Raw genomic sequence first — 22,892 nt, forward strand, 5'->3', positions numbered from 1 at the left:
CTGCGGTGGCGCTCGGTCCGAGCCTAATCCGCCCGGCTCGCGCTCGATAGGCTGAGCCGTATGAGTGCGAGTGCGACGCGGGCCGTCGGAGTGGACATCGGGGGAACCGGGATCAAGGGAGCCGTCGTCGACCTGTCGACCGGCGAGCTCCTGACCGACCGCATCAAGGTCGCCACCCCGAAGGGCGCCGAGCCCGAGGACGTCCTGGATGCCGTCAAGGTCGTGCTCGACCGACTCGAGGTGACCGACGCGGGCGACGTGCCGCTCGGCGTGGCCTTCCCCGCGATCGTGAAGAACGGCCGCACCCTGTCGGCGGCCAACGTCGCCGACACCTGGATCGATTTCGAGGCCGAGAGCTTCTTCGAGAAGGGGCTCGGCCGCCAGATCCACTTCGCGAACGACGCGGATGTCGCCGGCGTCGCCGAGCTGCGCTACGGCGCCGCACGCGGCCAGGACGGGCTCGTCATCCTGACGACCCTCGGCACCGGCATCGGCTCGGCCATGATCTACAACGGCGTGCTGATCCCCAACTCCGAGCTCGGGCACGTCCACCGGGCGAAGCACGGCAAGGACGCCGAGGCCTGGGCCGCGTACTCGGCGATGGAGCGCGACCAGCTCGACTGGCCCGAGTGGGCCGAGCGGCTGCAGTGGTACTACAGCCACATCGAGTTCCTCTTCTCCCCCGACCTGTTCGTCGTGGGCGGCGGAGTGTCCAAGCACGCCGACAAGTTCCTGCCGCTGCTCGACCTGAAGACGCCGATCGTGCCCGCCGTCCACCGCAACAACGCCGGCATCATCGGCGCAGCGGCCCTCGCGCTCGCGGGCGAGCGCCCGGGCGTCCTCGACGAGACCACGGAAGACCTCGCCGGCACGACCGCCCACTGACCGTCGCGCGGCCAGGTCTCGGCGGCCCTTCGGCTTCGGGCGCACTTCCGCGCATCACGCGCGCTTCGAGTCGCGCACGATACGCGGAAGTGCGCCTGACGCGAGCGCGAGGGGAGACGTTCGGGCGAATGGGCCGGCCTGTACGCCGGCTTCTGTGGTGGGCATATCGGCCATGCGCCCGGGCTCTAGCTGAGCGTGCGTCGCGCCGCGCGCGTTCTGGGGAGCGGAAATCGGACGATGCGACACCCGAGCGACGATTCGCCGAGTGAAAAAGGCGTACGCGCTCAGCCGCGACCTCGGGGGCGAGATCAGGAGGCGATGAGCTTGTTTGACTTAGAACGGTTGCAACGCCAACAGAGCGTCTGCAGGTTCTCCTCAACCGTCATCCCGCCGCGCGACACAGGGATGATGTGGTCGACTTCCAGGAGCAGATTCGGTTCAACCCGGACGGACGCGCCACAGCTCTTGCATGCCCATCCGTCGCGATCCTTGATGTAGGCGCGGAGTCTGGCAGTCATCAGCGCCCGCTGCCCCTGGGCGGACTTCCGGAACTTGATCGACTGAGCGAGGAACTCGACCATCGCGTCGATCGCCGGAGTGTCCAACTTCACCGTGGTGCGCTGGGAGCTGTTACCACCAGCGCTCACGTACTCGAATCGGTACTCCGGGTAGGGAACGGACACAGGCGACAACTTGACGCCGACCTGCGACATGAACTCATCCGCGAAGTACTTCATGATGAACGGAGGCGGGCTAACTACACCCACGATCTGCGACTCGCGGGCCCGAAGGTTTGCTACCGCCGCTTCGAGGCTCGAGATACTCTCCCCCAGCGTCTCCACGTCGGCCAGCGTGCCCTCGTCTGCTCTGATGTCGAAGTACTTGGAGACGTACTTGATCGGGTTGCTCGCGGCGTTTCTGACCAACTGCAGCGAGCAGTTGTGCACGTTACTCGCCGCGTACTCCGCGACATTGCGGTCTCGCCGGTAATTGTGGGCGCTGGTGTTCTCGAACGTGGCGAGGTGCGCGTACCGCCCCGTCCCCGTGGCGCCGACCTCGAAGGAACCGCGATCCCGGATCTCAGCGACGTACTGGGTGACTTCGTTGTGTTCATAAGTGAGCGCAGCTATCTCCGCCTTATGTGCAGCGAACTCGTCACTGGCGAAATACCTCCGCTTACGTATCTCGCGAATGACGCTCGGCGCCTTCCAAGCAATCACCGCGATGATCGCCGCCGGAATCGCGACGTACCAGAAGTTCACCAGCAAAGAGATAATGAGGACGATCGCGAAGAAGATGATGAGGTACTGCACCTTAGGACTCCCCCCGAGCTCAGGTGTTGTGTCCATTTAGCATAGCCGCTTGATCGCTCCGCCTAGCATCGATGATTCCACCCACACTGGCGTTCAGGCGCAAGGTTCGCGTTCCTCGATAGTGAAGATAGGGCGCGCGCCAGGAAGCATGGTGACGCTTCGCGGCATCCGAACCCCGCACGATGCGCGGAAGTGCGCCTAACGCGAGCGCGAGGGGAGACGTTCGGGCGAATGGGCCGGCCTGTACGCCGGGTTCTGTCCGGGGGCGTGAGCCCCGTGGACGGCCATCTCTCTCGGCGACACGTTGCCGTGCCGCTCCAGCGGTCTACCCGGGGACTCGGCGGACCGCGTCAACATCCCCTGTCTGACCTTGCTCCGGACGAGGTTTACCGTGCGAGTCGTGTCACCACGACCCCGGTGGTCTCTTACACCACCCTTTCACCCTTACCGGCGCGGACGCCGGCGGTCTGCTTTCTGTGGCACTGTCTCGCGGATCACTCCGGGTGGGTGTTACCCACCGTCCTGTCCTGTGGAGCCCGGACGTTCCTCGGTGCGGTTGCCCGCCACGCGACCGTCCAGCCGACCCATTCGCCCGTCGAGTCTACCGGCGGGCCCGCCTTCGCCCGTCGTCAGCTCTTGTCGGCGGATGCCGCGATGCGCACGTCCAGCAGGAAGTCGAGGGGGAACGAGCCGAAGAGCAGCCGCCCGGCCGCGTCGGCGGCATCGCGAACAGCTGCCGAGGCGGCCTCGGCGTGCTCGACCGGGGTGTGCACGATGATCTCGTCGTGGAGGAAGAACGCGAGGTGCGCGCGTCCCGTGACGGGGTGATCTCCGACGCTCGGAAACGACGCCAGGCGCTGCCGCAGGTCGGCGAGCCAGGCGAGCGCCCACTCGGCGGCGGTTCCTTGGACGACGAAGTTCCTCGTGAAGCGCCCGCGCTCGCGCGCCCGTGACCGGGCGAGCGTCTTGATGGCGTCGGATGCCTCGGGCTCGGCGGCGTCCGCTTGGAGGTCTCGCCACCCGGCTGACGGGGCCGGGCTGGTGCGCCCGAGGAGCGTACGCACCGAGCCGCCCTCCTCGCCCACGCGCGCCGCGTCGTCGACGAGGGCCATCGCCCGGGGATAGGCGCGGCGAAGCGACGGGACGAGCCGGCCGCTGTCGCCGGTCGTCGCCCCGTACATCGCACCGAGCAGCGCCATCTTCGCCTCCTGGCGCGAGGGGACGGTACCGCGTGCCACGATGCCCTCGTACAGGTCACGGCCCCGTGCAGCGTCGGCGAGAGCGAGGTCACCGGACATCGCCGCGAGGATGCGCGGCTCGAGCTGAGCGACGTCCGCGACCACCAGCTGCCATCCCGGATCGGCGCGCACCGCGGGGCGCAGCATCCGCGGCAGCTGCAGCGCTCCCCCGCCCGACGACGCCCAGCGCCCCGTGACGACTCCGCCCGGAACGTAGACCGGACGGAACCGGTCGGTCGGGATCCACTCGTCCATCCACGCCCAGCCGTTGGCGCTCAGCAGCCGCATCGCACGCTTGTAGGCCAGGAGCGGCTCGATGACCGGGTGCTCGTGACGTCGGAGCTCCCACTTGCTCGTCGACTCCACGAGCACACCCACCCGATGCAGCGAGCGCAGCAGGCGCGGCTGCGAGTCGAGGCTCGCGGCCGGGTCGCCGAGGGCGGCCCGCACCCGGTCGGCCAGGTCGCGGACGAGACTCGGCAGCTCACCCGGTCGCGGGCGCGGACCGAGCGCGTCGGCGAGGATCGCGTCGTGCACCTCGCGGCTCCACGGGACGCCGGCGGTGTTCAGTTCGACGGCGACGAGGGCTCCGGCAGACTCCGCGGCGGTCAGCAGGCGCAGTCGGCCGGGGTCGGTCGCGCACTCGATCGCCCGGGCCTGACGCGCGAACTCCGCCAGCGTCGCGTCGAGGTCGTGCGGGAGGGCGTCGGCAGCCGGCTCGAGCGAGAAGAGGACGTCGCGATCAGACACCGGGTCGTCCGGTGCGGCATCCCAGACGGTCGCGGCCCGCAGCTGTGCGCCGTCCGTGACGAGTGAGCTGTCGCGAAGAATCGCATGGCACAGGCGCACGTCATGGCACCGCGGGACACGCACGCCCGCGGCGAGGATGTCGTGATACCAGGCCGTCGTATCGGACCAGATCCATCGCGCATCGGGATCGGCTGCGATCTCACCTGCCAGCTCGCCGGCGGCGACACGACTGCGCTCGATCACCGCGCCGGCGGCATCCACGACGGCGACGTCGACGTCTCCGTCGGTGCGGCGTCCCACCGCGCGCCAGCGGGCGCGCGGCGCGGTCATCGACGGGTCACAGACCGGATTCGTCGGTGCGGACGAGGATGCAGCCGCACTCGGGGCACGTCACGACCTCGTCGGCAGCAGCCTGCCCGATCGCCTTGAGGTCGGTTCCGGAGAGCTCCATGTGGCACCCGCCGCACGTGCGGCGCTGCAGGAGACCGGCGCCCGGTGTCCGCTCGGCGAGCGACTCGTAGCACGACAGAAGATCTGCGGGCACCTTGGCCGCGACCGCCGCACGGTCACGGGTGGCGGCGTCGAGACGCGCCTGGGCGTCCGCGACGGCGGCCTTGCCTTCGGCGCTCAACCGGCCGCCCTCGTCGTTGACCTCGGCGATCAGGGCCTGCTGCGCCGAGACCGCGGCCTCTGCGGCCTCCAGGCGCTCCATCGCCTCGAGCTGCGCGTCCTCCAGCTCGCTCTTGCGGCGCGCGAGCGAGGCGATCTCGTGCTCGAGGCCCTGGGCGTCCTTCGGGTTCGACGTCGCGGCCAGCCGCTCGGCATCGCGTGCGGCCCGGGCGTCGACGACCGCGACGTCCGAGGCGATGCGCTTGAGCTCGGCCTCGATGTCGTCGCGCTTGCCGAGAAGACCCGTCAATTCGACGGAGAGCTCCTGACGACGCGCGAGCAGCTCGTTGACACGCGCAGCCTGAGCCGGATTGCGCTTCGCGGCCTCCGCTCCGCGTGCCTGCGCGTCGAGGCGAGCGATGTCCAGCAGCAGCAGCTGATCTGCGGGGGTGGCTTTCATGTGGGCCCAGAGAGACTCGAACTCCCGACTCCCTCGGTGTAAACGAGGTGCTCTAACCAACTGAGCTATAGGCCCCTGGTCTCAGTGTACGAGAGCGCCGACCCCTCCGAGCGTGAGTAGGCTGTCGTGCGGTGCTTGTGCGCGCCCGACAACGCCCGCGCCCTGCCCGTGGTGATTACCTGGCACGATCTGCCATACGAGAAAGGTCGCCCGTGACTGTCAACGATCAAGACCCCTACTCCCAGGACGCCCTGGACAGCGACCCGGAAGAGACCGGTGAATGGCAGGAGTCGCTGCGCCAGCTGGTCGATGCGAAGGGCTCGGGTCGCGGTCGCGAGATCATGCTGAGCCTGCTGCAGGCCTCGCACGAGCTGCAGCTGAACGTCCCGCAGGTGCCGGTGACGGACTACATCAACACCATCGCGCCCGAGAACGAGCCGGAATTCCCCGGCGATGAGGAGCTCGAGCGCCGCTACCGCCGCTGGATCCGCTGGAACGCCGCGGTCACCGTGCACCGCGCTCAGCGTCCCGGCATCGGCGTTGGCGGACACATCTCGACCTACGCGTCGTCGGCCTCGCTCTACGAAGTCGGCTTCAACCACTTCTTCCGCGGCCCGGACCACCCGTCCGGCGGCGACCAGATCTTCATCCAGGGCCACGCCTCACCCGGCATCTACGCCCGCTCGTACCTCGAGGGGCGCCTGACCGAGAGCCAGCTCGACGGCTTCCGCCAGGAAGCCTCGAAGGCGCCCGACGGCATCCCGTCGTACCCGCACCCGCGTCTGATGCCGGACTACTGGCAGTTCCCGACGGTGTCGATGGGCCTCGGCCCCATCAACGCCATCTACCAGGCGATGAACAACAAGTACCTCACCAACCGGGGCATCAAGGACCTGTCCGACTCGCACGTCTGGGCCTTCCTCGGCGACGGCGAGATGGACGAGGTCGAGAGCCGCGGTCAGCTGCAGGTCGCGGCCAACGAGGGACTCGACAACCTCACGTTCGTCATCAACTGCAACCTCCAGCGCCTCGACGGCCCGGTCCGCGGAAACGGCAAGATCGTCCAGGAGCTCGAGGCGTACTTCCGCGGTGCCGGCTGGAACGTCATCAAGGTCGTCTGGGGCCGAGGCTGGGACGAGCTGCTGTCGCAGGATGACGAGGGCGCGCTCGTGCGTCTGATGAACACCACGCCCGACGGCGACTTCCAGACCTATCGCGCCGAGGACGGCGCGTTCATCCGTGAGCACTTCTTCGGTCGCGACGAGCGCACCGCGGCTCTCGTGAAGGACTGGTCGGACGACGACATCTGGGGCAAGCTCCGCCGCGGCGGTCTGGACTACCAGAAGGTCTACGCCGCGTACAAGCAGGCGATGGAGCACAAGGGCCAGCCGACCGTCATCCTCGCGAAGACGATCAAGGGCTACGGTCTCGGTCACCACTTCGAGGGCCGCAACGCGACCCACCAGATGAAGAAGATGACGCTCGAGAACCTGAAGCACTTCCGCGACTCGATGCGCATCCCGATCACCGACGCGCAGCTCGAGGAGAACCCGTACCTCCCGCCGTACTACCACCCGGGCCCCGAGGACGAGACGATCCGCTACATGCTCGAGCGTCGCCGCGAGCTCGGCGGGTTCCTGCCGCAGCGCCGCACGAACCACGCACCGCTCACGCTGCCCGGCGACGAGTCGTACGCGCTGCCGAAGAAGGGCTCGGGCACGCAGGAGATCGCCACCACGATGGCGTTCGTGCGCCTGCTCAAGGATCTGCTGCGTGCGAAGGACTTCGGTCACCGCATCGTGCCGATCATCCCCGACGAGGCGCGCACGTTCGGCATGGACGCGTACTTCCCGACGGCGAAGATCTACAACCCGCACGGGCAGAACTACACCTCGGTCGACCGCGAGCTCCTGCTGGCGTACAAGGAGAGCCCGCAGGGTCAGATCCTCCACGTCGGCATCAACGAGGCCGGTGCCGTCGCGGCGTTCACCGCGATCGGAACCTCGTACGCCACCCACGGCGAACCGCTCATCCCGGTCTACGTCTTCTACTCGATGTTCGGATTCCAGCGCACCGGCGACGCGCAGTGGGCGGCGGGCGACCAGATGGCCCGCGGGTTCATCATGGGCGCGACGGCCGGGCGCACGACGCTGACCGGTGAGGGCCTGCAGCACGCCGACGGTCACTCGCACCTGCTCGCGTCGACCAACCCCGCCACCGTGTCGTACGACCCGGCATACGGTTACGAGATCGCGCACATCGTGCGGTCCGGCCTCGAGCGCATGTACGGCGGCAACCACCCCGACCCGAACGTCATGTACTACATCACGCTCTACAACGAGCCGCTGGTGCAGCCGAAGGAGCCCGAGGATGTCGACGTCGACGGCATCATCCGCGGCATCCACCGCGTGAGCGTCGGCGAGGGCGACGGGCCGCGCGCTCAGCTTCTCGCCTCGGGTGTCGGCGTGCCGTGGGCCTACGAGGCGCAGAAGCTCCTCAAGGACGACTGGGGCGTGATCGCCGACGTCTGGTCGGTGACGAGCTGGACCGAGCTGCGCCGCGACGGCCTCGCCGTCGACGAGCACAACTTCCTGCACCCGACGGACGAGCCGCGTACCGCGTTCGTCACGCAGAAGCTCAACGACTCCGAGGGCCCGGTCATTGCGGTCAGCGACTTCATGCACGCCGTGCAGGACCAGATCCGTCCGTGGGTGCCGCGCCGCTTCGCGACGCTGGGCGCGGAGGGCTTCGGCTTCTCCGACACGCGTCCGGCCGCCCGTCGGTTCTTCAAGATCGACGGACCGTCGATCGTGGTGCGCACGCTCCAGGCCCTGGCCGAGGACGGTGTCGTCGACCGCGGTCTGTCGGCACAGGCGATCGAGCGCTACCGCCTGCACGACGTGACGGCCGGCACGAGCGGGAACGCAGGCGGCGAGAGCTGACCCTTCGGTGACCGACGACAGCTCGAAGGCGGAGACACTCGCGTGGCTCCGCCGGATCTCGGGTGATCTGGCCACGGCCACGATCAATCGGCTCGAGGAGACGCTGCCCTGGTACGCCGAGATGCCGCCTGCGCGCCGGTCCTCTGTGGGACTGGTCGCGCAGGCGGGCATCACCTCGTTCATCCAGTGGTACGAGGATCCGACCTCGACCCCGCGCATCGCCGCCGACATCTTCGCCGCAGCTCCGCGCGAGCTGTTGCGCAGCGTCAGCCTGACGCAGACCCTGCAGCTCGTGCGGGTGACCGTCGAAGTCACCGAGGAGCGGGTAGCCCATCGCGGCGACGATGTCCGCGAAGCGATCCTGAAGTACTCGCGCGACGTCGCCTTCGCCGCCGCAGACGTATACGCGCGTGCCGCCGAGGCGCGCGGACTGTGGGATGCCCGCCTCGAGGCGCTCGTGGTCGATTCCATCCTCACGGGTGAGACCGACGAGGAGCTGCCGAGTCGGATCGCCGCGCTCGGCTGGCATGGGCACGGTGCGGTCGCCGTCCTCGTCGGCACCGCTCCCCCGCAGTTCGACGTCGACCAGCTGCGTCGCGCCGCCCGGAAGATGGGCGTCGACGTCCTCGTCGGCGTCCAGGGTCTGCGCCTGGTGCTCGTGATCGGGCGCGCCGACCTGCCGGGCCGGGTCGAGCCGGTGCCCGAGCTGAGCTTCCTCGAGATCGCGGCGCGGCTCGAACCCGGGTTCGGCCCCGGTCACTTGGTGCTCGGCCCCACCGTGCCCGCCCTGGTCGACGCGAGCCAGAGCGCCCGCGCGGCGCTCGCGGGGTTCGCGGTCGCCGGCGCCTGGCGTCACGCACCGCGTCCCGCCGAGGCGGATGATCTGCTGCCCGAGCGGGCGCTCGCCGGCGATCCCGTCGCCAAGGCGACCCTGGTCGAGCGGATCTACCGTCCGCTGCTCGCCCACTCGGCCGACCTCGTCGCCACCCTGTGGAGCTATCTCGACAACGGCCGGTCCCTCGAGGCGACCGCGCGTGAGCTCTTCGTGCACCCCAACACCGTGCGCTACCGCCTCAAGCGCGTCTCCGACGTCATCGGGTGGGACGCGACGGGGCCGCGCGAGGCGCTCATCCTGCAGACCGCGCTCATTCTCGGCTCGATCGGCAACGACCTCACGAGGCGCCGCGCGCCGCAGTCGCGCCGGAGCTGACGACGACGCGCTGCCGCTGACCGCTACTCACGACCCGTCGACTGTACGGTCGACACAAAGGTTCGCCGCATTGTTGTGACATCGTCGCCAGCGGTCGACCGACTGAACTTGGAAGGATGTAACAGTGATCATCGCCGTCTTCCCCGGGCAGGGGTCGCAGTCCCCCGGCTTCCTCGCCCCGTGGCTCGAGCTGGAGGGTGCGCGTGAACGCCTCGAGCGCTTCTCCGAGCTCGCCGAGGTCGACCTCGTCTCCGCCGGTACGGAGTGGGATGCGGATCGCATCCGAGACACTGCCGTGGCTCAGCCGCTCATCGTCGCCGCCAGCCTGCTGTCGTACAGCGCGCTCGTCGCCGACGGCGCTCGCCCGGCAGGCGTCGCCGGCCACTCGGTCGGCGAGATCGCGGCGCTCGCCGCCGGCGGCGTGCTGAGCGACGATGACGCGATGCGTCTGGTCGGACTCCGCGGCCGCGCCATGGCGGATGCCGCGACCCGCGAGCAGACCGGCATGAGCGCCGTGCTCGGCGGTGACCAGGATGCCGTCGTCGCCCGTCTGGAGGAGCTCGATCTCACCCCGGCGAACTACAACGGCGGCGGACAGATCGTCGCGGCCGGCGCACTCGACGCTCTCGCGAGCCTGGCCGCCGAGCCCGTCGCTGCGACCCGGGTCATTCCCCTTCAGGTCGCCGGCGCGTTCCACACGCGGTACATGGCGCCCGCCGTCGACACGCTCGCCGCGGCGGCATCCGCCACCTCGGTGAACGACCCGGACCTCACGCTGTGGTCGAACCGTGACGGCGCCGTCGTGGCCGAAGGCCGCGACGCGCTCGACCGCCTGGTCGCCCAGGTCGCCTCCCCCGTTCGCTGGGATCTGTGCATGGCGTCGTTCGCCGAGCACGGTGTGACGGGCATCATCGAGTTCGCTCCCGCCGGCACCCTCGTGGGTCTGGCGAAGCGCGCTCTTCGCGGTGTGCCCTCGGTCGCCGTGAAGACCCCCGACGACCTCGTCGCCGCATCCGCTCTCATCTCCGGAGGTGCCGCATGACCGCCGCCATTCGCCAGGCCACCGGCCCCGCCCACACGCGCATCTACGCCTACGGGGCGGCTCGCGGCCAGAACGCCGTGCCGAACGACGACCTCGTCGGCCCGATCGACTCGAGCGACGAGTGGATCCGCCAGCGCACCGGCATCGTCACGCGCGTCCGCGCCGACAAGGACACCACCGTGATCGACCTCGCCGCGGATGCCGTCGCCGAGGCGATCCAGCGCAGCGGGGTGCCCGCCGATCAGGTCGACGCCGTCATCGTCTCGACGATCTCGAACCCGAAGCAGACGCCGTCGGTCTCGGCGATCGTCGCCGACCGCGTCGGGGCGAACCCGGCGGCGGCGTACGACGTCAACGCGGCGTGCGCCGGCTTCTCCTACGGGGTGACCCAGGCCGATGCTCTCGTTCGCGCGGGTGCAGCGCGCTACGTCGCCGTCGTCGGCGCAGAGAAGCTCAGCGACATCGTCGACCCGACCGACCGCACGATCTCGTTCCTCCTCGGCGACGGGGCAGGTGCCGCGATCGTCGGTCCGAGCGACACCCCGGGCATCGGCCCGACGGTCTGGGGTTCGGACGGGTCGAAGGCCGACGCCGTGGGGATGAACCACACGCTCGTGGAGTTCCGCGACGGGACCGCGCCGTGGCCGACCCTCCGCCAGGAGGGACCGACCGTGTTCCGCTGGGCGGTCTGGGAGATGGTGAAGGTCGCACGGCGGGCCATCGAGGAAGCCGGCATCCAGGCGGGAGACCTCGCCGCGTTCATCCCGCACCAGGCCAACATGCGCATCATCGACGAGTTCGCCAAGCAGCTCGGTCTGCCCGAGACCGTCGCGATCGGTCGCGACATCGAGACCACCGGCAACACGTCGGCGGCGTCCATCCCGCTCGCCACGCACCGCCTTCTCGAGGAGAACCCCGAGCTGAGCGGCGGTCTGGCCCTCCAGATCGGCTTCGGCGCCGGGCTCGTCTTCGGCGCGCAGGTCGTCGTCCTTCCCTGATCGGGCGGGCCCTCGCACCTAGACTGAACAGCGGCCCGCGTCCGGGTCGGTCCAGAGATAACAAGGAGAAACCCCATGGCATTCAGCAACGACGAGGTCCTCGCAGGACTCGCCGAGCTCATCACCGACGAGACCGGCATCTCGGCCGACGAGGTCGCCCTCGAGAAGTCCTTCACCGACGACCTCGACATCGACTCGATCTCGATGATGACGATCGTCGTCAACGCCGAGGAGAAGTTCGGCGTCACCATCCCCGACGAAGAGGTCAAGAACCTCAAGACCGTCGGCGACGCCGTCACCTACATCACGTCCAACCAGGCGTAACCCCCACCGGCGGGGGCACACGCCCCCGCCGGGGTTCCACCGAGGAGATCCATGAGCACCCCGCGTATCGTCGTCACCGGAATCGGAGCGTCGTCGCCCCTAGGCGGCACCGCACCCGAGAGCTGGGATGGACTGCTGGCCGGCCGTTCCGGCGCGCGCACACTCGAACACGAGTGGGTCGAGAAGTACCAGATCCCGGTCCACTTCGCCGCCGAGGCGATCGTGCGCCCCGACACCGTGCTGGAGCGCCCCGTTTCCAAGCGCCTCGACCCGGCATCGCAGTTCGCGATGGTCGCGGCGATGGAGGCATGGACGGATGCCGGTAGCCCCGATGTCGACCCCGAGCGTCTCGGCGTCGACTTCGCGACCGGCATCGGCGGGGTGTGGACCCTGCTCGACGCGTGGGACACGCTCCGCGAGAAGGGACCGCGGCGCGTTCTGCCGATGACGGTTCCGATGCTGATGCCGAACGCGGCCGCCGGCAACCTGTCGCTGCACTTCCGTGCCCGCGCCTTCGCGCGGACCGTGGCCAGCGCCTGCGCCTCGAGCACCGAGTCGATCGTCAACGCGATCGAGCACCTGCAGGACGGTCTGGCCGACATCGTCATCGCGGGCGGCACCGAGTCGGCGATCCACCCCATCACGATGGCGTCGTTCTCGTCGATGCAGGCCCTGTCGCGTCGAAACGACGACCCGGCGACCGCCTCGCGACCGACGAGCGTCGACCGTGACGGCTTCGTCATGGGTGAGGGCGCCGGTGTGCTGATCCTCGAGACCGAGGAGCACGCCAAGGCCCGCGGCGCGAAGATCTACGCGTATGCCGTGGGCGGCGGCGTCACGGCCGACTCGTACCACATCACGGCCAACGACCCCGAGGGCGCCGGCGCATCGCGCGCGGTGCGCGCCGCTCTCGAGCAGGCCGATGCCTCCCCCGACGACGTCGCGCACATCAATGCGCACGCGACCTCGACCCCCGTCGGCGATCCCAACGAGTACCAGGCGCTGCGCAGCGTGTTCGGCGACCGCATCGACGAGATCCCGGTCTCGGCGACGAAGGCGTCCACCGGCCACCTGCTCGGCGGCACCGGAGCGCTCGAGGCGATCTTCACGATCCTCGCCCTGCGCGACCGCATCGCGCCGCCGACGATCAACATCACCGAGCAGGATCCCGCCGTGCCGTTCCGGGTCTCGGGCGAGACCCAGAGCCTCGGCGACGGCGACCTGCTGGCGATCAGCAACTCGTTCGGCTTCGGCGGTCACAACGCCGTCGTCGCGTTCCGATCGGCCTGATCGCCCCGCGCACACGAAACCGACCCCCGCGGACGCTCTCCGCGGGGGTCGGTCTTCTTTCGGGTCAGCCGTCCCGTACGTGCTCCCGTTCCCCGGGATCGTTCCACCGGGGCTCGGTACGAACGCACGGGCCGGCTGGGTCTGTGTGCGACTCGGGGTCAGCCCACCTTGTGCAGCCACACCACCGCGGCGTCGTCGCCGGCGTGGCGGAAGGGCTCGAGCTCCTCGTCCCAGGCTGCGCCCAGCGCGACGTCGAGCTCCCGCTGCAGCTCACGGACATCGCCCGCTGCGATCTCCATGGCATAGCGGATGCGGTCCTCGCCGATCACGACGTTGCCGGACGCGTCGGTCTGGGCATAGTGGATTCCGAGACTGGGCGTGTGCATCCACCGACCGCCGTCACTGCGCGGGGTCGGATCCTCCGATACCTCGAAACGCAGGTGCTCCCAGCCGCGTATCGCCGTCGCGAGAGCCGCGCCGGTTCCGGCGGGTCCCTCCCAGTAGAACTCCGCGCGGCGGCTGCCGTCGAGCACCGGCTGGTCTTCCCAGTCGAAGCTGACCGCGCGTCCGAGCGCACGCCCTGCCGCCCACTCGAGGTGCGGGCACAACGCGCGTGGCGCGGAGTGGATGAAGATCACTCCACGCGCCTGTGGTGTCGCCATGACTCCTCCGTTTCATCAGGTACGTCTTCCCCTACGACCTGATCCCGGATGCCGGCGATGTGTTCGGTTATGGCGTCGATTATCGCGCACGAACCTGAAGAATCACAACCGTGTCACGATTTCGCCCATCATCCGATGTCAAGCGCCTTTCGCGCGTCGCGTCCGGCGGACAGGGTGGATGTCACACAACGAGGAAAGGATGCCGCATGTCCGACAGCACTCCCCACCACCGCGACGCCGACGACGCTCACGCCGACACCGCCGCACCGACCGACGCGGCCAGCGACGAGGTGAAGGCCGACGCCGCACGCGCGGGCTCCGACCTCGATGACACCGACCTGGAGGCCGGCGACGACAACACGGACTTCCCGCAGGACCCCGCGATCACGCATCCCTGATATCACGCGCGTCTGCATGCGAATGGCCGCCCGCGGGCGGCCATTCGTGCGTAGGGCGGGTGGGACTTGAACCCACGATCGTCGGGTTATGAGCCCGCTGCCTTGACCAGCTTGGCCACCGCCCCCTGTCGTATCGAGCCTAGCGCGCGAGCCGCCACGGGCGCGCTGCGACCGCTCAGTCGTCGAGGTGCTTGCCCTTGCTCCCGCGCGGAATCGGGAGCTGCTGACTGTCGAGCACGACCTGCGGGTGGTTGCGCGCGAGGGAGGTCACGCCGTACACCGCGATCGCGCCCGCGATGACGAAGCCGACGAACGCCGGCAAGGGCGCCGTCGCCGCCTCGCGGAGGATGACGATGCCGATGATGACGGCGACGATCGGGTCGATGACGGTGAGCCCGGCGATCACGAGATCGGGCGGTCCGACGGAGTATGCCGTCTGGACGAAGTAGGCCCCGACCGCCGTGGCCGTGATCAGACCGACGAGGCAGAGGAGCGTCAGCCACTCGAAGTCGCCGTTCTGGATGCGCGAGATCACGACCTTGGCGAGGGTGGCGACGAAACCGTAGATGATGCCCGAAGCCGCGATGTAGAAGAGCGGCTTCGCGCCCTTGCGCACCAGCATCCACACGGCCCCCGAGATCAGCAGCACGCCCGCGAGCAGCGCCAGGATCGTGATGAGCTGCGCCTGATCGATCGGCTCCTCCGTGGCGACGAGAGCCGCGACGGTGACGAAGGCGAGGATGCCGCCGACGCACAGGACGATCGAGCGCACGGATCGCTTCGTCGGCTTGACGCCGGTGATGCGCGCGTTCAGGAGGGTGGTGATCACGAGGGAGATCGCGCCGAGCGGCTGAACGAGGATGAGCGGCGCGAAAGTCAGCGCGGCGAGCTGGCACACGATCGCCAGGCCCAGCATGATCGTGCCGGCGACCCACGACGGACGCTTGAGCAGGCTCAGCAGCTGGGAGCCGTTGAGTCCGGCGCTCCCGGACGAGTTGGTGAGCCGCTCGACCTTCTGCACGCCCCGGTGCTGGTAGAGCGCGCCGAACGACATGAACACGGCGCCGAGCAGCGCGAGCGGGATTCCGATGAGGATTCTGGGTTCGCGGAAGACTCCGATCAGCTGATCGGTGACGTCATCGAGGGACGCGACAAACGGAATCACCTTTCGACCATAACCGCGAAGCGGGCTCGATTAGGCTCGCAACGTGCCCGTTCTTCCGATTCGCATCATGGGCGACCCCGTGCTGCACGCCCCCGCCGAGCCCGTCATCGAGATCACGGACGAGATCCGCCAGCTCGTCGCCGACATGTACGACACCATGGACGCCGCCCCCGGAGTCGGGCTGGCGGCTCCGCAGGTCGGCGTCGGTCTGCGCATCTATGTCTACACCTACCAGGATGACGACGGTCGGCCGTGGCGCGGCGAGATCATCAACCCGGAGCTCTGGATGCGCCCGCTCGAGCCCGGCGCGCCCGACCCCGACGACGAGTCGGAAGGATGTCTCTCCTTCCCCGGCGAACGCTTCCCGCTGCGCCGTTCCGAAGAGGTGCTCGTGACGGGAACGGACCTCACCGGTTCGCCCGTTGAGATCCGGGTGGACGGCTGGCGGGCCCGCATCATGCAGCACGAGTTCGACCATCTCGACGGCATCCTCTACATCGATCGCCTCGACGACTCCGACTGGAAGACGACGCAGAAGATCGCCAAGAAGCGCGGGTGGGGCCGTCCGGGCAACGCCTGGATGCCGGGCGTGGACGACCTGGACGCCTGACCTCGTGAAAGAGGCCGTCGATCCTCGCGGGTACGACATCGACGCGCTGCGCCGGCGGCTCATCCCCGAGCGCGACGGCGAACGCTCGACGAGCATCCCCGAGCTCGCTCAGGCCGACCCCGACCTGTGCGCGATCGCTCTCGCGCTGCCCGACGGCTCTGTGCGGTCGTCACCGGACGGGACGGTGCCGTTCAGCATCCAGTCGGCCGTCAAACCGTTCCTCTTCGCGCTGGCTCTCGCCGACACCGACGGGGCCGCCCTCGACCGGGTGGGCATCGAGCCGACGGGAGAGGCGTTCGACGCGATCAAGCTCGAGAGCGGCACAGGACGCCCGCCGAACCCGATGGTGAACGCCGGCGCCATCCTGACCTGCGCGCTCGTCGACGGAGATGATCCCGACGGGCGCACGGCTCGTATCATCGGCGGGCTTTCGGCGTTCGCCGGTCGCCGGCTCGAGGTGGACGACGGTGTCGCGCACAGCGAACACTTGCTCGGAGACCGCAACCACGCCCTCGCACACCTGATGCGCGATGAGGGCACGCTGGCGATCACGGCGGACGACGCGGTAGCCGTCTACGCTCGCGCCTGCGCTGCCGTCGTCGATGCCGAGACCCTCGCCGTGATGGGCGCGACGCTCGCCCTGGGCGGCGTCAACCCCGTGACCGGCGAACGCGTGGTCTCCTCCCGGATCGCGCGCGACGTCGTCGCCGTGATGGCCACGTGCGGCGTGTACGACGGGTCGGGGCGGTGGATGCGTGCGGTCGGGGTCCCGGCGAAATCAAGCGTCTCGGGCGCGATCGTCCTGGCGGCGCCGGGCACCCTCGGCGCCGCGATCGTGAGCCCGCCTCTCGATGAGCACGGGACGAGCGTGCGCGGACGCATCGGCGCAGAGGCGCTGAGCGCGGACCTCGGGCTGCACGTCTTCGGCTGATCCGTCGGCGGGCCCATGAGTAAAGGCCCGGGGTGGAAGCCCGGGCCTTCGGTGAGAGCCGCGGTAGATAACGCGGGTCTCTCGCTCCCCGGCTTGGACTCGAACCAAGAACCTATCGGTTAACAGCCGATTGCTCTGCCAATTGAGCTACCGAGGATCAGTCACCCGCTCGCGCTGGGCAACCCCTCTATATTAGCAAAGCCCCGGGGGTGCTCACGACATGAACCGTCCCCCGGGCGGGTCGCGCTGCTCAAGAAGCCCGAGACCGGCCGTCCGGCGTCCACACGACGTCCGACGCCGTCGGCCCATAGCCCACCGGGCGTCCCCCGTGGAGAACGAGAGCCGCGGCATCCAGCTCGTCGGCGGTCTCGACGTCGTTCGTCGCGATGACGATCGCCATCCCGGTGTCGTCGCGGCGCGACAGCAGCGCCTCGCGAGCCGCGATCCGCACCTCGATGTCGAGGTTGGCGTACGGGTCGTCGCCGATGAAGACCTTCGGGTCGAGCACGAGGGCGCGCGCGAGTGCGACGCGCTGGCGCATTCCGGCGCTGAGCTCGTAGGGATACTGCGACGCCGCCCCGAGCGGCAGGTGCAGCTCGTCGAGAAGAGAGGCGACCCGCAGCGAGAGCGCGCGCTGGCTCACACGACGGTCGCGCGAGGTGATGGGCTCCGCGATGACCTCGGCGACCGTCAGCCGAGCCGGGAGCGAGGCTCCCGCGGCCTGTGGCATGTGCCCGGCGTAGTAGGTCAGCATGCGCCGGGAGCGGCCGCCCTTGCGCACCGAGAGGCCCGCGACCTCCGCGGCGCCGCCGACGACGCCCACATCCGACGGCGCAGTGCCGGCGAGGATGGACAGCAGCGTCGACTTGCCCGAACCGGTCGCACCCATCACCGCGAGGGCCTCTCCCGCCCGCACCGTGACGCTGACGCCCTCGACGACGCGATCGGAGTCACCCGTCCGCGCGATCGAGAGATCGTCGCAGCGCACCGCGATTTCCGCGTCGGGTCGTCGGGACATGCGCATCATCCTGCCGTTTTCATCGCTCGACCGCTACTCGCCGCCGACGGCGGCTATTCCGATTCCATGAGCTGCCGCAGCCGCAGATCGAGGTCGCGGATGGCGACACCGATCGAACGGAACTCGGGCGAGCCCGGTTCGAGGCGCTGCTGCGCGCTCCTGAGCTCGGCCTTCTCGCGCTCGAGCGCCCGCTGACGCAGCTTGCGCAGCGACTCCATCGCCGTCGTCTGCGCGATGCGCTCCGTGCCCGCGGGGAAGTCCGCCGTGAGCAGCTCGATAGCGAGTGTCCGGTACGGCTCGCGAGTGGCGTCCACCGCCGCCGAGGTCCACCCGGGCCGCGTGAGGTCGGGCTGCATGGACACGGCCTGCCGGACGGCCTCGAGAGCCGGATGCGGCATCGGCAGACCCAGCGCGACGTCGACGGCCTGCTTGTCGAGCAGGTGCCCGTACTGCAGCACCCCCATCAGAGCGCGTTTCTCGAGCTCGAGCGCAGGCGGCAAGGAAGCGAGGGTGACGCGTACCGACACGGGCGGAGCTTCGGCGCCACGGCCGGGCGCTTCCGCCGGGGCCGCGCGGCCGGCCGTCGCCGCCTCGCTGCGGGGTCGCTCCCCCGATCCCGCCGGGGCAGCGGCCCGACGCGCGGCACGCTCGACTTCAGGCTGCACCTCGGAGAGGTCGAGTCCGAGTTTGCCCGCGAGCACGCGGGTGTACCCCGGGCGCAGCGCGGTGTCGCGGATGTCGGCCACGATGGGCGCCGCCGCACGCAGAGCGCCGATGCGTCCCTCGACGGTGGACAGGTCGAACGTCGACAGACGCTGATCCATGACGAATTCGAACATCGGCGCTTTGGCTTCCACGAGAGCGCGAACGGCCGCGTCGCCGCGGTTCAACCGGAGATCGCAGGGGTCCAGCCCCTCGGGGGCGACCGCGACATACGTCTGCGCCGCGAAGCGCTTCTCGTCGCCGAAGGCGCGCAGCGCGGCCTTCTGGCCGGCGGCATCCGGGTCGAACGTGAAGACGACCTCACCCGAGCTGCCCTCGCTGTCGCCCATGACGCGACGCAGCACCGTGATGTGGTCGGTGCCGAATGCCGTGCCGCACGACGCGATGGCTCCGGTGACCCCGGCGAGGTGGCAGGCCATGACGTCGGTGTACCCCTCGACGACGACGACGCGGTGCTCCCGCGAGATCGACTTCTTGGCCAGGTCGAGGCCGTAGAGGACCTGCGCCTTCTTGTAGATGGGCGTCTCCGGGGTGTTGAGGTACTTCGGGCCCTGGTCGTCGTCGTAGAGACGACGAGCGCCGAAACCGATCGTCTGACCGGCGACGTCGCGGATGGGCCAGACGACCCGTCCCCGGAACCGGTCGTAGACGCCGCGCTGCCCCTTCGAGACCAGTCCCCCGGTGAGCAGCTCCTCATCGGTGAACCCCTGCGACCGCAGTGCGTCGCGAAGCGCCGACCAGCCTTGGGGCGCGTATCCGACCCCGAAGTGCGCGGCTGCACCGGCGTCGAAGCCTCGTTCGCCGAGGAACTGACGTGCCGCCTGCGCGTCCGGGGCGGACAGCTGCGACCGGTAGAACTCGGCCGCGGCGGTGTGAGCGGCGTACAGCCGGGAACGACCGCTCGTCTCGGGAGCGGCCGCACCGTCCTCGTAGTGCAGCTGGTACCCGATGCGCGCAGCCAGACGCTCGACGGCCTCGGTGAACGACAAGTGGTCCATTGCCCGGAGGAACGAGTAGACGTCGCCCGACTCGCCGCATCCGAAGCAGTGGTAGTACCCGACCTGAGGCCGCACGTGGAAGCTCGGGCTGCGCTCGTCGTGGAACGGGCAGAGGCCCTTCAGCGAGCCGACGCCGGCGGACTTCAGGGCGACACGCTCGCCGACGATGTCGCCGATGTTCGTGCGCGCCTTGACCTCTTCGATGTCGGTCTGCCGGATCCGTGCCATCAGAGCCCTTCGATGGGCTCGGGCAGCGCGAAGTGGCTCGGCGCCGTCGCGCGCGGATCGGACGACCACAGACCCAGCTCGCGCAGGTCGACCGGGCCCACCAGGCGGCCGTGCCACTCGATCGCGAAGCGGTCGGTGAGCGTCGCCACCTGGTCGACGATGACACGTCGGCGGGCCGCGTCCGTCACCGCGGCGGCGAAGTCCTCGGCGTGCAGTGCGTCGAGGTGCTCGGGACGCTCCCAGAGCGCGTCGGCGAGCCGGCGCAGAACGCGGCGCTGCTCCTTGTAGAGCCCCTTCCGTCCCTCGATCGAGACGACGAACGCCCCGATGACCCCCTTGAGCACCGCCATCTCGACCTCGATGACGCGAGGGACGATGACACGACCACGGAAGCGCGTCAGGACGGGGATGTCGTAGTGCTCGCGCGTCGCGGCGGTGGCCGCCCGCGCGAAGCGGCCGATGAGATCGGAGGTCAGGTTCTTGAGCCGGGCCATCGCCGCCCGCGAACCGTCGTACGATTCGAGCCACTCGGGCAGCAGCGTCAGGCGATAGAGCGCGTCGCCGAGCTCGTCCTTCGTGAAGCCGTAGCCGACCCAGCTCTGGATCGCGGTGAGCAGCGCCTCGCGCTCGCGGGGGTCGCCGAGCCGCGCCGGGTCGAGGTAGCCGTTGAGCACCGCGTCCTCGAAGTCGTGCACCGAGTAGGCGATGTCGTCGGAGAGGTCCATGACCTCGGCCTCGATGCAGCGCAGGCGACCGGGAGCGCCCTCGCGCATCCACTGGAACACCGCCTCGTCTTCGGGGTAGACGCCGAACTTCTGCCGTCCGCCCGGGTCCGGGATGGCGTGTTCGACGGTCCAGGGGTACTTGCACGTCGCGTCGAGGCTCGCCCGCGTGAGGTTGAGGCCCGCGCTCTGACCGAACGCATCGACGACCTTCGGCTCGAGGCGCGAGAGGATGCGCAGGGACTGCGCGTTGCCCTCGAAGCCGCCGATGTCCTCGGCCCAGTCGTTCAGGGCCCGCTCGCCGTTGTGGCCGAACGGCGGGTGTCCGAGATCGTGGCAGAGGCAGGCGGTGTCGACGACGTCGGGCGAGAGCTCCAGCGCGATGGCGAGCTCGCGTCCGACCTGCGCGACCTCGAGCGAGTGCGTCAATCGGTTGCGAGCGAAGTCGGCGGGGCTCGCCGGGCTCAGCACCTGCGTCTTCGCGGCGAGCCGGCGCAGGGCACCCGAGTGCAGCACGCGGGCGCGGTCGCGCGCGAAGCTGTCGCGGCGCGAGCGGTGCTCCTCCCGGTGGAAGCGGGCGGCGTCGTGGTCGTCGTAGCCGGAGGGACGTCCCGCCGAGACGCCGACGCCGCTCGTGACCTCAGCCCCCACTGTTCTCGATCTCCGCTGCGGCGATGGCCGATGACTCCGCCGCGTCGACGTCGCGCGAATCGAGCCAGCGGTCCGGCAGCGCCGGACGCTTGGGTGTTCCCGCTCGCCCGCGCTGGCCCTCCGCCGCCGAGCCGGGATACGGCGCCGACCAGTCGAGCGTCGCCAGGATGTCGTCGATCTCGGCGAGGCTCGACGCGGTCGCCAGACGCGCCCGCGTGTCGCCGCCCACCGGGTAGCCCTTGAAGTACCACGCGACATGCTTGCGGATGTCGCGGCATCCGCGGCCCTCGTCCTCGAAGAACTCGACCAGCAGCTCGGCGTGGCGGCGGAACGCGGTCGCGACGAACCCGAGGGTGGCGTCCACCTCGGGCCCGGCCGAACCGGGGTCGCCCAGCGCACGCGCGAGGTCGCCGAAGAGCCAGGGACGCCCGAGGCACCCGCGTCCGACGACAACGCCGTCGCAGCCGGTCTCCGCCATCATGCGCACGGCGTCGTCGGCCGACCAGATGTCGCCGTTGCCGAGAACCGGAACGCTGGTGACGGCTTCTTTCAGCGCCGCGATGGCGGACCAGTCGGCGTGCCCCGAGTAGAACTCCGCAGCCGTCCGCGCGTGCAGAGCGACGGCGGACACACCGGCGTCCTCGGCGATGCGGCCGGCGTCGAGGTAGGTCAGGTGGTCGGAGTCGATGCCCTTGCGCATCTTCACCGTCAGCGGCACGTCACCGGCCGCGCGCGCGGCGCGCGTGACGATGTCGCGGAAGAGGTCGAGCTTCCAGGGCAGAGCCGCTCCCCCGCCCTTGCGGGTCACCTTGGGGACGGGACACCCGAAGTTCAGGTCGATGTGGTCGGCACGATCCTCTTCGACCAGAAGCCGCACGGCGGCCTCGGTCGTCGCGGGGTCCACACCGTAGAGCTGGATGGAGCGCGGCTTCTCGGACTCGTGATGCGTGATCAGCCGCATCGTCGTGGCGTTGCGCTCGACGAGTGCGCGGGTCGTGATCATCTCGCTGACGTAGAGACCCGCGCCGTATTCGCGGCAGAGCCGGCGGAAGGCGGTGTTCGTGATCCCGGCCATCGGGGCCAGGACGACGGGGGCATCCAGGGCGATCGGGCCGATCCGCAGGCGCGGGGAGGCGGACAGGACGGTACTCACCAGATCATTCTCCCAGAAGGACGGATGCCGGAAGGCGGCCGGGCGTAGCCTGGGGACGTGACCGAAGCGACCACCGACATCCGTTCGATTCCGTTCGCCGCCGCCGACGGCACCGTGACCACGCTCGACGACCTCGGCGACGGTGTCCTCCTCGTCGTCAACGTCGCCTCCAAGTGCGGTCTGACACCCCAGTACGAGCAGCTCGAGCAGCTCCAGCGCACCTACGGCGAGCGCGGGCTCCAGGTGATCGGATTCCCCTGCAACCAGTTCATGGGGCAGGAGCCGGGCTCGATGGAGGAGATCCTCGACTACTGCGCGATGACCTGGGGCGTCAGCTTCCCCATCATGGACAAGATCCGGGTCAACGGCTCGCACGCCGCTCCCCTCTACAAGGCGCTGAAGAAGATCCGCAACGAGGAGGGCGCGCGGGGCCCGGTAATGTGGAACTTCGAGAAGTTCGTGATCACGCCCGGCGGCGAGGTGCACCGCTTCCGCCCTCAGACGAAGCCCGACGCGCCGGAGATCGTCGCGGTGATCGAGGCGAACCTGCCGCGCTGACTCCGCCCGCGCGC

20 protein-coding genes, 3 tRNA genes and 1 other RNA gene are annotated in these 22,892 nt (G+C 69.6%); 11 read left to right on the forward strand and 13 right to left on the reverse strand.

Features of this window, described 5'->3' with window-relative positions:
• Positions 1–60 precede the first annotated feature (60 nt).
• Positions 61–885, forward strand: coding sequence for a polyphosphate--glucose phosphotransferase (gene ppgK / locus CI089_RS12360; RefSeq protein ID WP_023951363.1), 825 nt, complete (start codon positions 61–63; stop codon positions 883–885).
• Between the two features lie 308 nt (positions 886–1,193).
• Here ppgK and CI089_RS12365 read toward each other — a convergent pair whose 3' ends face one another.
• From CI089_RS12365 to CI089_RS12385, 5 genes are all read right to left on the reverse strand, one after another.
• Positions 1,194–2,198, reverse strand: coding sequence for an HNH endonuclease (locus CI089_RS12365; RefSeq protein ID WP_218823040.1), 1,005 nt, complete (start codon positions 2,196–2,198; stop codon positions 1,194–1,196).
• 228 nt (positions 2,199–2,426) lie between these two features.
• Positions 2,427–2,785: RNase P RNA component class A (rnpB, locus tag CI089_RS12370), an RNA gene on the reverse strand.
• 42 nt (positions 2,786–2,827) lie between these two features.
• The gene (locus CI089_RS12375; RefSeq protein ID WP_094261822.1) at positions 2,828–4,516 is read right to left on the reverse strand and encodes a bifunctional 3'-5' exonuclease/DNA polymerase; all 1,689 of its coding nucleotides are present in this window, start codon (positions 4,514–4,516) and stop codon (positions 2,828–2,830) included.
• A gap of 7 nt (positions 4,517–4,523) precedes the next feature.
• Positions 4,524–5,255, reverse strand: a complete 732-nt coding sequence (locus CI089_RS12380; RefSeq protein WP_094261823.1) for a zinc ribbon domain-containing protein — start codon at positions 5,253–5,255, stop codon at positions 4,524–4,526.
• A gap of 1 nt (position 5,256) precedes the next feature.
• Positions 5,257–5,330 (reverse strand) — tRNA-Val (locus tag CI089_RS12385).
• A gap of 137 nt (positions 5,331–5,467) precedes the next feature.
• Here CI089_RS12385 and aceE point away from each other — a divergent pair.
• The 6 genes from aceE (at position 5,468) to CI089_RS12415 (ending at position 13,061) form a co-directional block, all read left to right on the forward strand.
• Positions 5,468–8,197 (forward strand): pyruvate dehydrogenase (acetyl-transferring), homodimeric type, encoded by a 2,730-nt coding sequence (gene aceE, locus CI089_RS12390; RefSeq protein WP_094261824.1) that lies wholly within the window; start codon positions 5,468–5,470, stop codon positions 8,195–8,197.
• 7 nt (positions 8,198–8,204) lie between these two features.
• Positions 8,205–9,407, forward strand: coding sequence for a PucR family transcriptional regulator (locus CI089_RS12395; protein WP_094261825.1), 1,203 nt, complete (start codon positions 8,205–8,207; stop codon positions 9,405–9,407).
• Positions 9,408–9,531: 124 nt separating this feature from the next.
• The gene (locus tag CI089_RS12400) at positions 9,532–10,449 is read left to right on the forward strand and encodes an ACP S-malonyltransferase (RefSeq protein WP_094261826.1); all 918 of its coding nucleotides are present in this window, start codon (positions 9,532–9,534) and stop codon (positions 10,447–10,449) included.
• Positions 10,446–11,447, forward strand: coding sequence for a beta-ketoacyl-ACP synthase III (locus tag CI089_RS12405; RefSeq protein WP_094261827.1), 1,002 nt, complete (start codon positions 10,446–10,448; stop codon positions 11,445–11,447). The genes CI089_RS12400 and CI089_RS12405 overlap by 4 nt, the downstream gene beginning before the upstream one ends.
• 75 nt (positions 11,448–11,522) lie before the next feature.
• Positions 11,523–11,771, forward strand: coding sequence for an acyl carrier protein (locus CI089_RS12410; RefSeq protein WP_023951379.1), 249 nt, complete (start codon positions 11,523–11,525; stop codon positions 11,769–11,771).
• 51 nt (positions 11,772–11,822) lie between these two features.
• Positions 11,823–13,061 (forward strand): beta-ketoacyl-[acyl-carrier-protein] synthase family protein, encoded by a 1,239-nt coding sequence (locus tag CI089_RS12415; RefSeq protein WP_094261828.1) that lies wholly within the window; start codon positions 11,823–11,825, stop codon positions 13,059–13,061.
• A 158-nt stretch (positions 13,062–13,219) separates the two neighbouring features.
• Here CI089_RS12415 and CI089_RS12420 read toward each other — a convergent pair whose 3' ends face one another.
• Positions 13,220–13,723, reverse strand: a complete 504-nt coding sequence (locus tag CI089_RS12420; RefSeq protein ID WP_023951383.1) for a DUF3145 domain-containing protein — start codon at positions 13,721–13,723, stop codon at positions 13,220–13,222.
• A 206-nt stretch (positions 13,724–13,929) separates the two neighbouring features.
• Between CI089_RS12420 and CI089_RS12425 the strand changes: the two genes are divergently transcribed.
• Entirely contained in the window at positions 13,930–14,121 is a 192-nt protein-coding gene (locus CI089_RS12425) for a hypothetical protein (RefSeq protein WP_094261829.1), read from the forward strand.
• Between the two features lie 51 nt (positions 14,122–14,172).
• Here CI089_RS12425 and CI089_RS12430 read toward each other — a convergent pair.
• Together CI089_RS12430 and CI089_RS12435 are read right to left on the reverse strand one after the other, a co-directional pair.
• A tRNA-Ile gene (locus tag CI089_RS12430) sits at positions 14,173–14,246 on the reverse strand.
• Positions 14,247–14,296: 50 nt separating this feature from the next.
• Positions 14,297–15,286, reverse strand: coding sequence for a DMT family transporter (locus CI089_RS12435; protein WP_094261830.1), 990 nt, complete (start codon positions 15,284–15,286; stop codon positions 14,297–14,299).
• Between the two features lie 43 nt (positions 15,287–15,329).
• Between CI089_RS12435 and def the strand changes: the two genes are divergently transcribed.
• A complete protein-coding gene (def, locus tag CI089_RS12440; RefSeq protein ID WP_094261831.1) occupies positions 15,330–15,896 on the forward strand; it encodes a peptide deformylase in 567 nt (188 codons plus the stop codon).
• A gap of 4 nt (positions 15,897–15,900) precedes the next feature.
• Complete coding sequence (gene glsA, locus CI089_RS12445) at positions 15,901–16,827, forward strand: glutaminase A (protein WP_094261832.1); 927 nt, start codon at positions 15,901–15,903, stop codon at positions 16,825–16,827.
• A gap of 84 nt (positions 16,828–16,911) precedes the next feature.
• On the opposite strand, the gene CI089_RS12450 is transcribed toward glsA, so the two are convergent.
• From CI089_RS12450 to dusB, 5 genes are all read right to left on the reverse strand, one after another.
• A tRNA-Asn gene (locus CI089_RS12450) sits at positions 16,912–16,984 on the reverse strand.
• A 93-nt stretch (positions 16,985–17,077) separates the two neighbouring features.
• Positions 17,078–17,845 (reverse strand): ATP-binding cassette domain-containing protein, encoded by a 768-nt coding sequence (locus CI089_RS12455; RefSeq protein ID WP_023951393.1) that lies wholly within the window; start codon positions 17,843–17,845, stop codon positions 17,078–17,080.
• A 53-nt stretch (positions 17,846–17,898) separates the two neighbouring features.
• Complete coding sequence (gene dnaG, locus CI089_RS12460; RefSeq protein WP_094261833.1) at positions 17,899–19,794, reverse strand: DNA primase; 1,896 nt, start codon at positions 19,792–19,794, stop codon at positions 17,899–17,901.
• Positions 19,794–21,167, reverse strand: coding sequence for a deoxyguanosinetriphosphate triphosphohydrolase (locus tag CI089_RS12465; RefSeq protein ID WP_094261834.1), 1,374 nt, complete (start codon positions 21,165–21,167; stop codon positions 19,794–19,796). Before CI089_RS12465 ends, dnaG begins: the two co-directional genes overlap by 1 nt.
• The gene (gene dusB, locus CI089_RS12470) at positions 21,157–22,320 is read right to left on the reverse strand and encodes a tRNA dihydrouridine synthase DusB (RefSeq protein WP_094261835.1); all 1,164 of its coding nucleotides are present in this window, start codon (positions 22,318–22,320) and stop codon (positions 21,157–21,159) included. The genes CI089_RS12465 and dusB overlap by 11 nt, the downstream gene beginning before the upstream one ends.
• A 57-nt stretch (positions 22,321–22,377) precedes the next feature.
• Here dusB and CI089_RS12475 point away from each other — a divergent pair, with 57 nt between their 5' ends.
• The gene (locus CI089_RS12475; RefSeq protein WP_094261836.1) at positions 22,378–22,878 is read left to right on the forward strand and encodes a glutathione peroxidase; all 501 of its coding nucleotides are present in this window, start codon (positions 22,378–22,380) and stop codon (positions 22,876–22,878) included.
• The last annotated feature ends 14 nt before the right edge of the window (positions 22,879–22,892 follow it).

This window comes from Microbacterium sp. Yaish 1, from assembly GCF_002245215.1.
Taxonomy (GTDB): domain Bacteria; phylum Actinomycetota; class Actinomycetes; order Actinomycetales; family Microbacteriaceae; genus Microbacterium.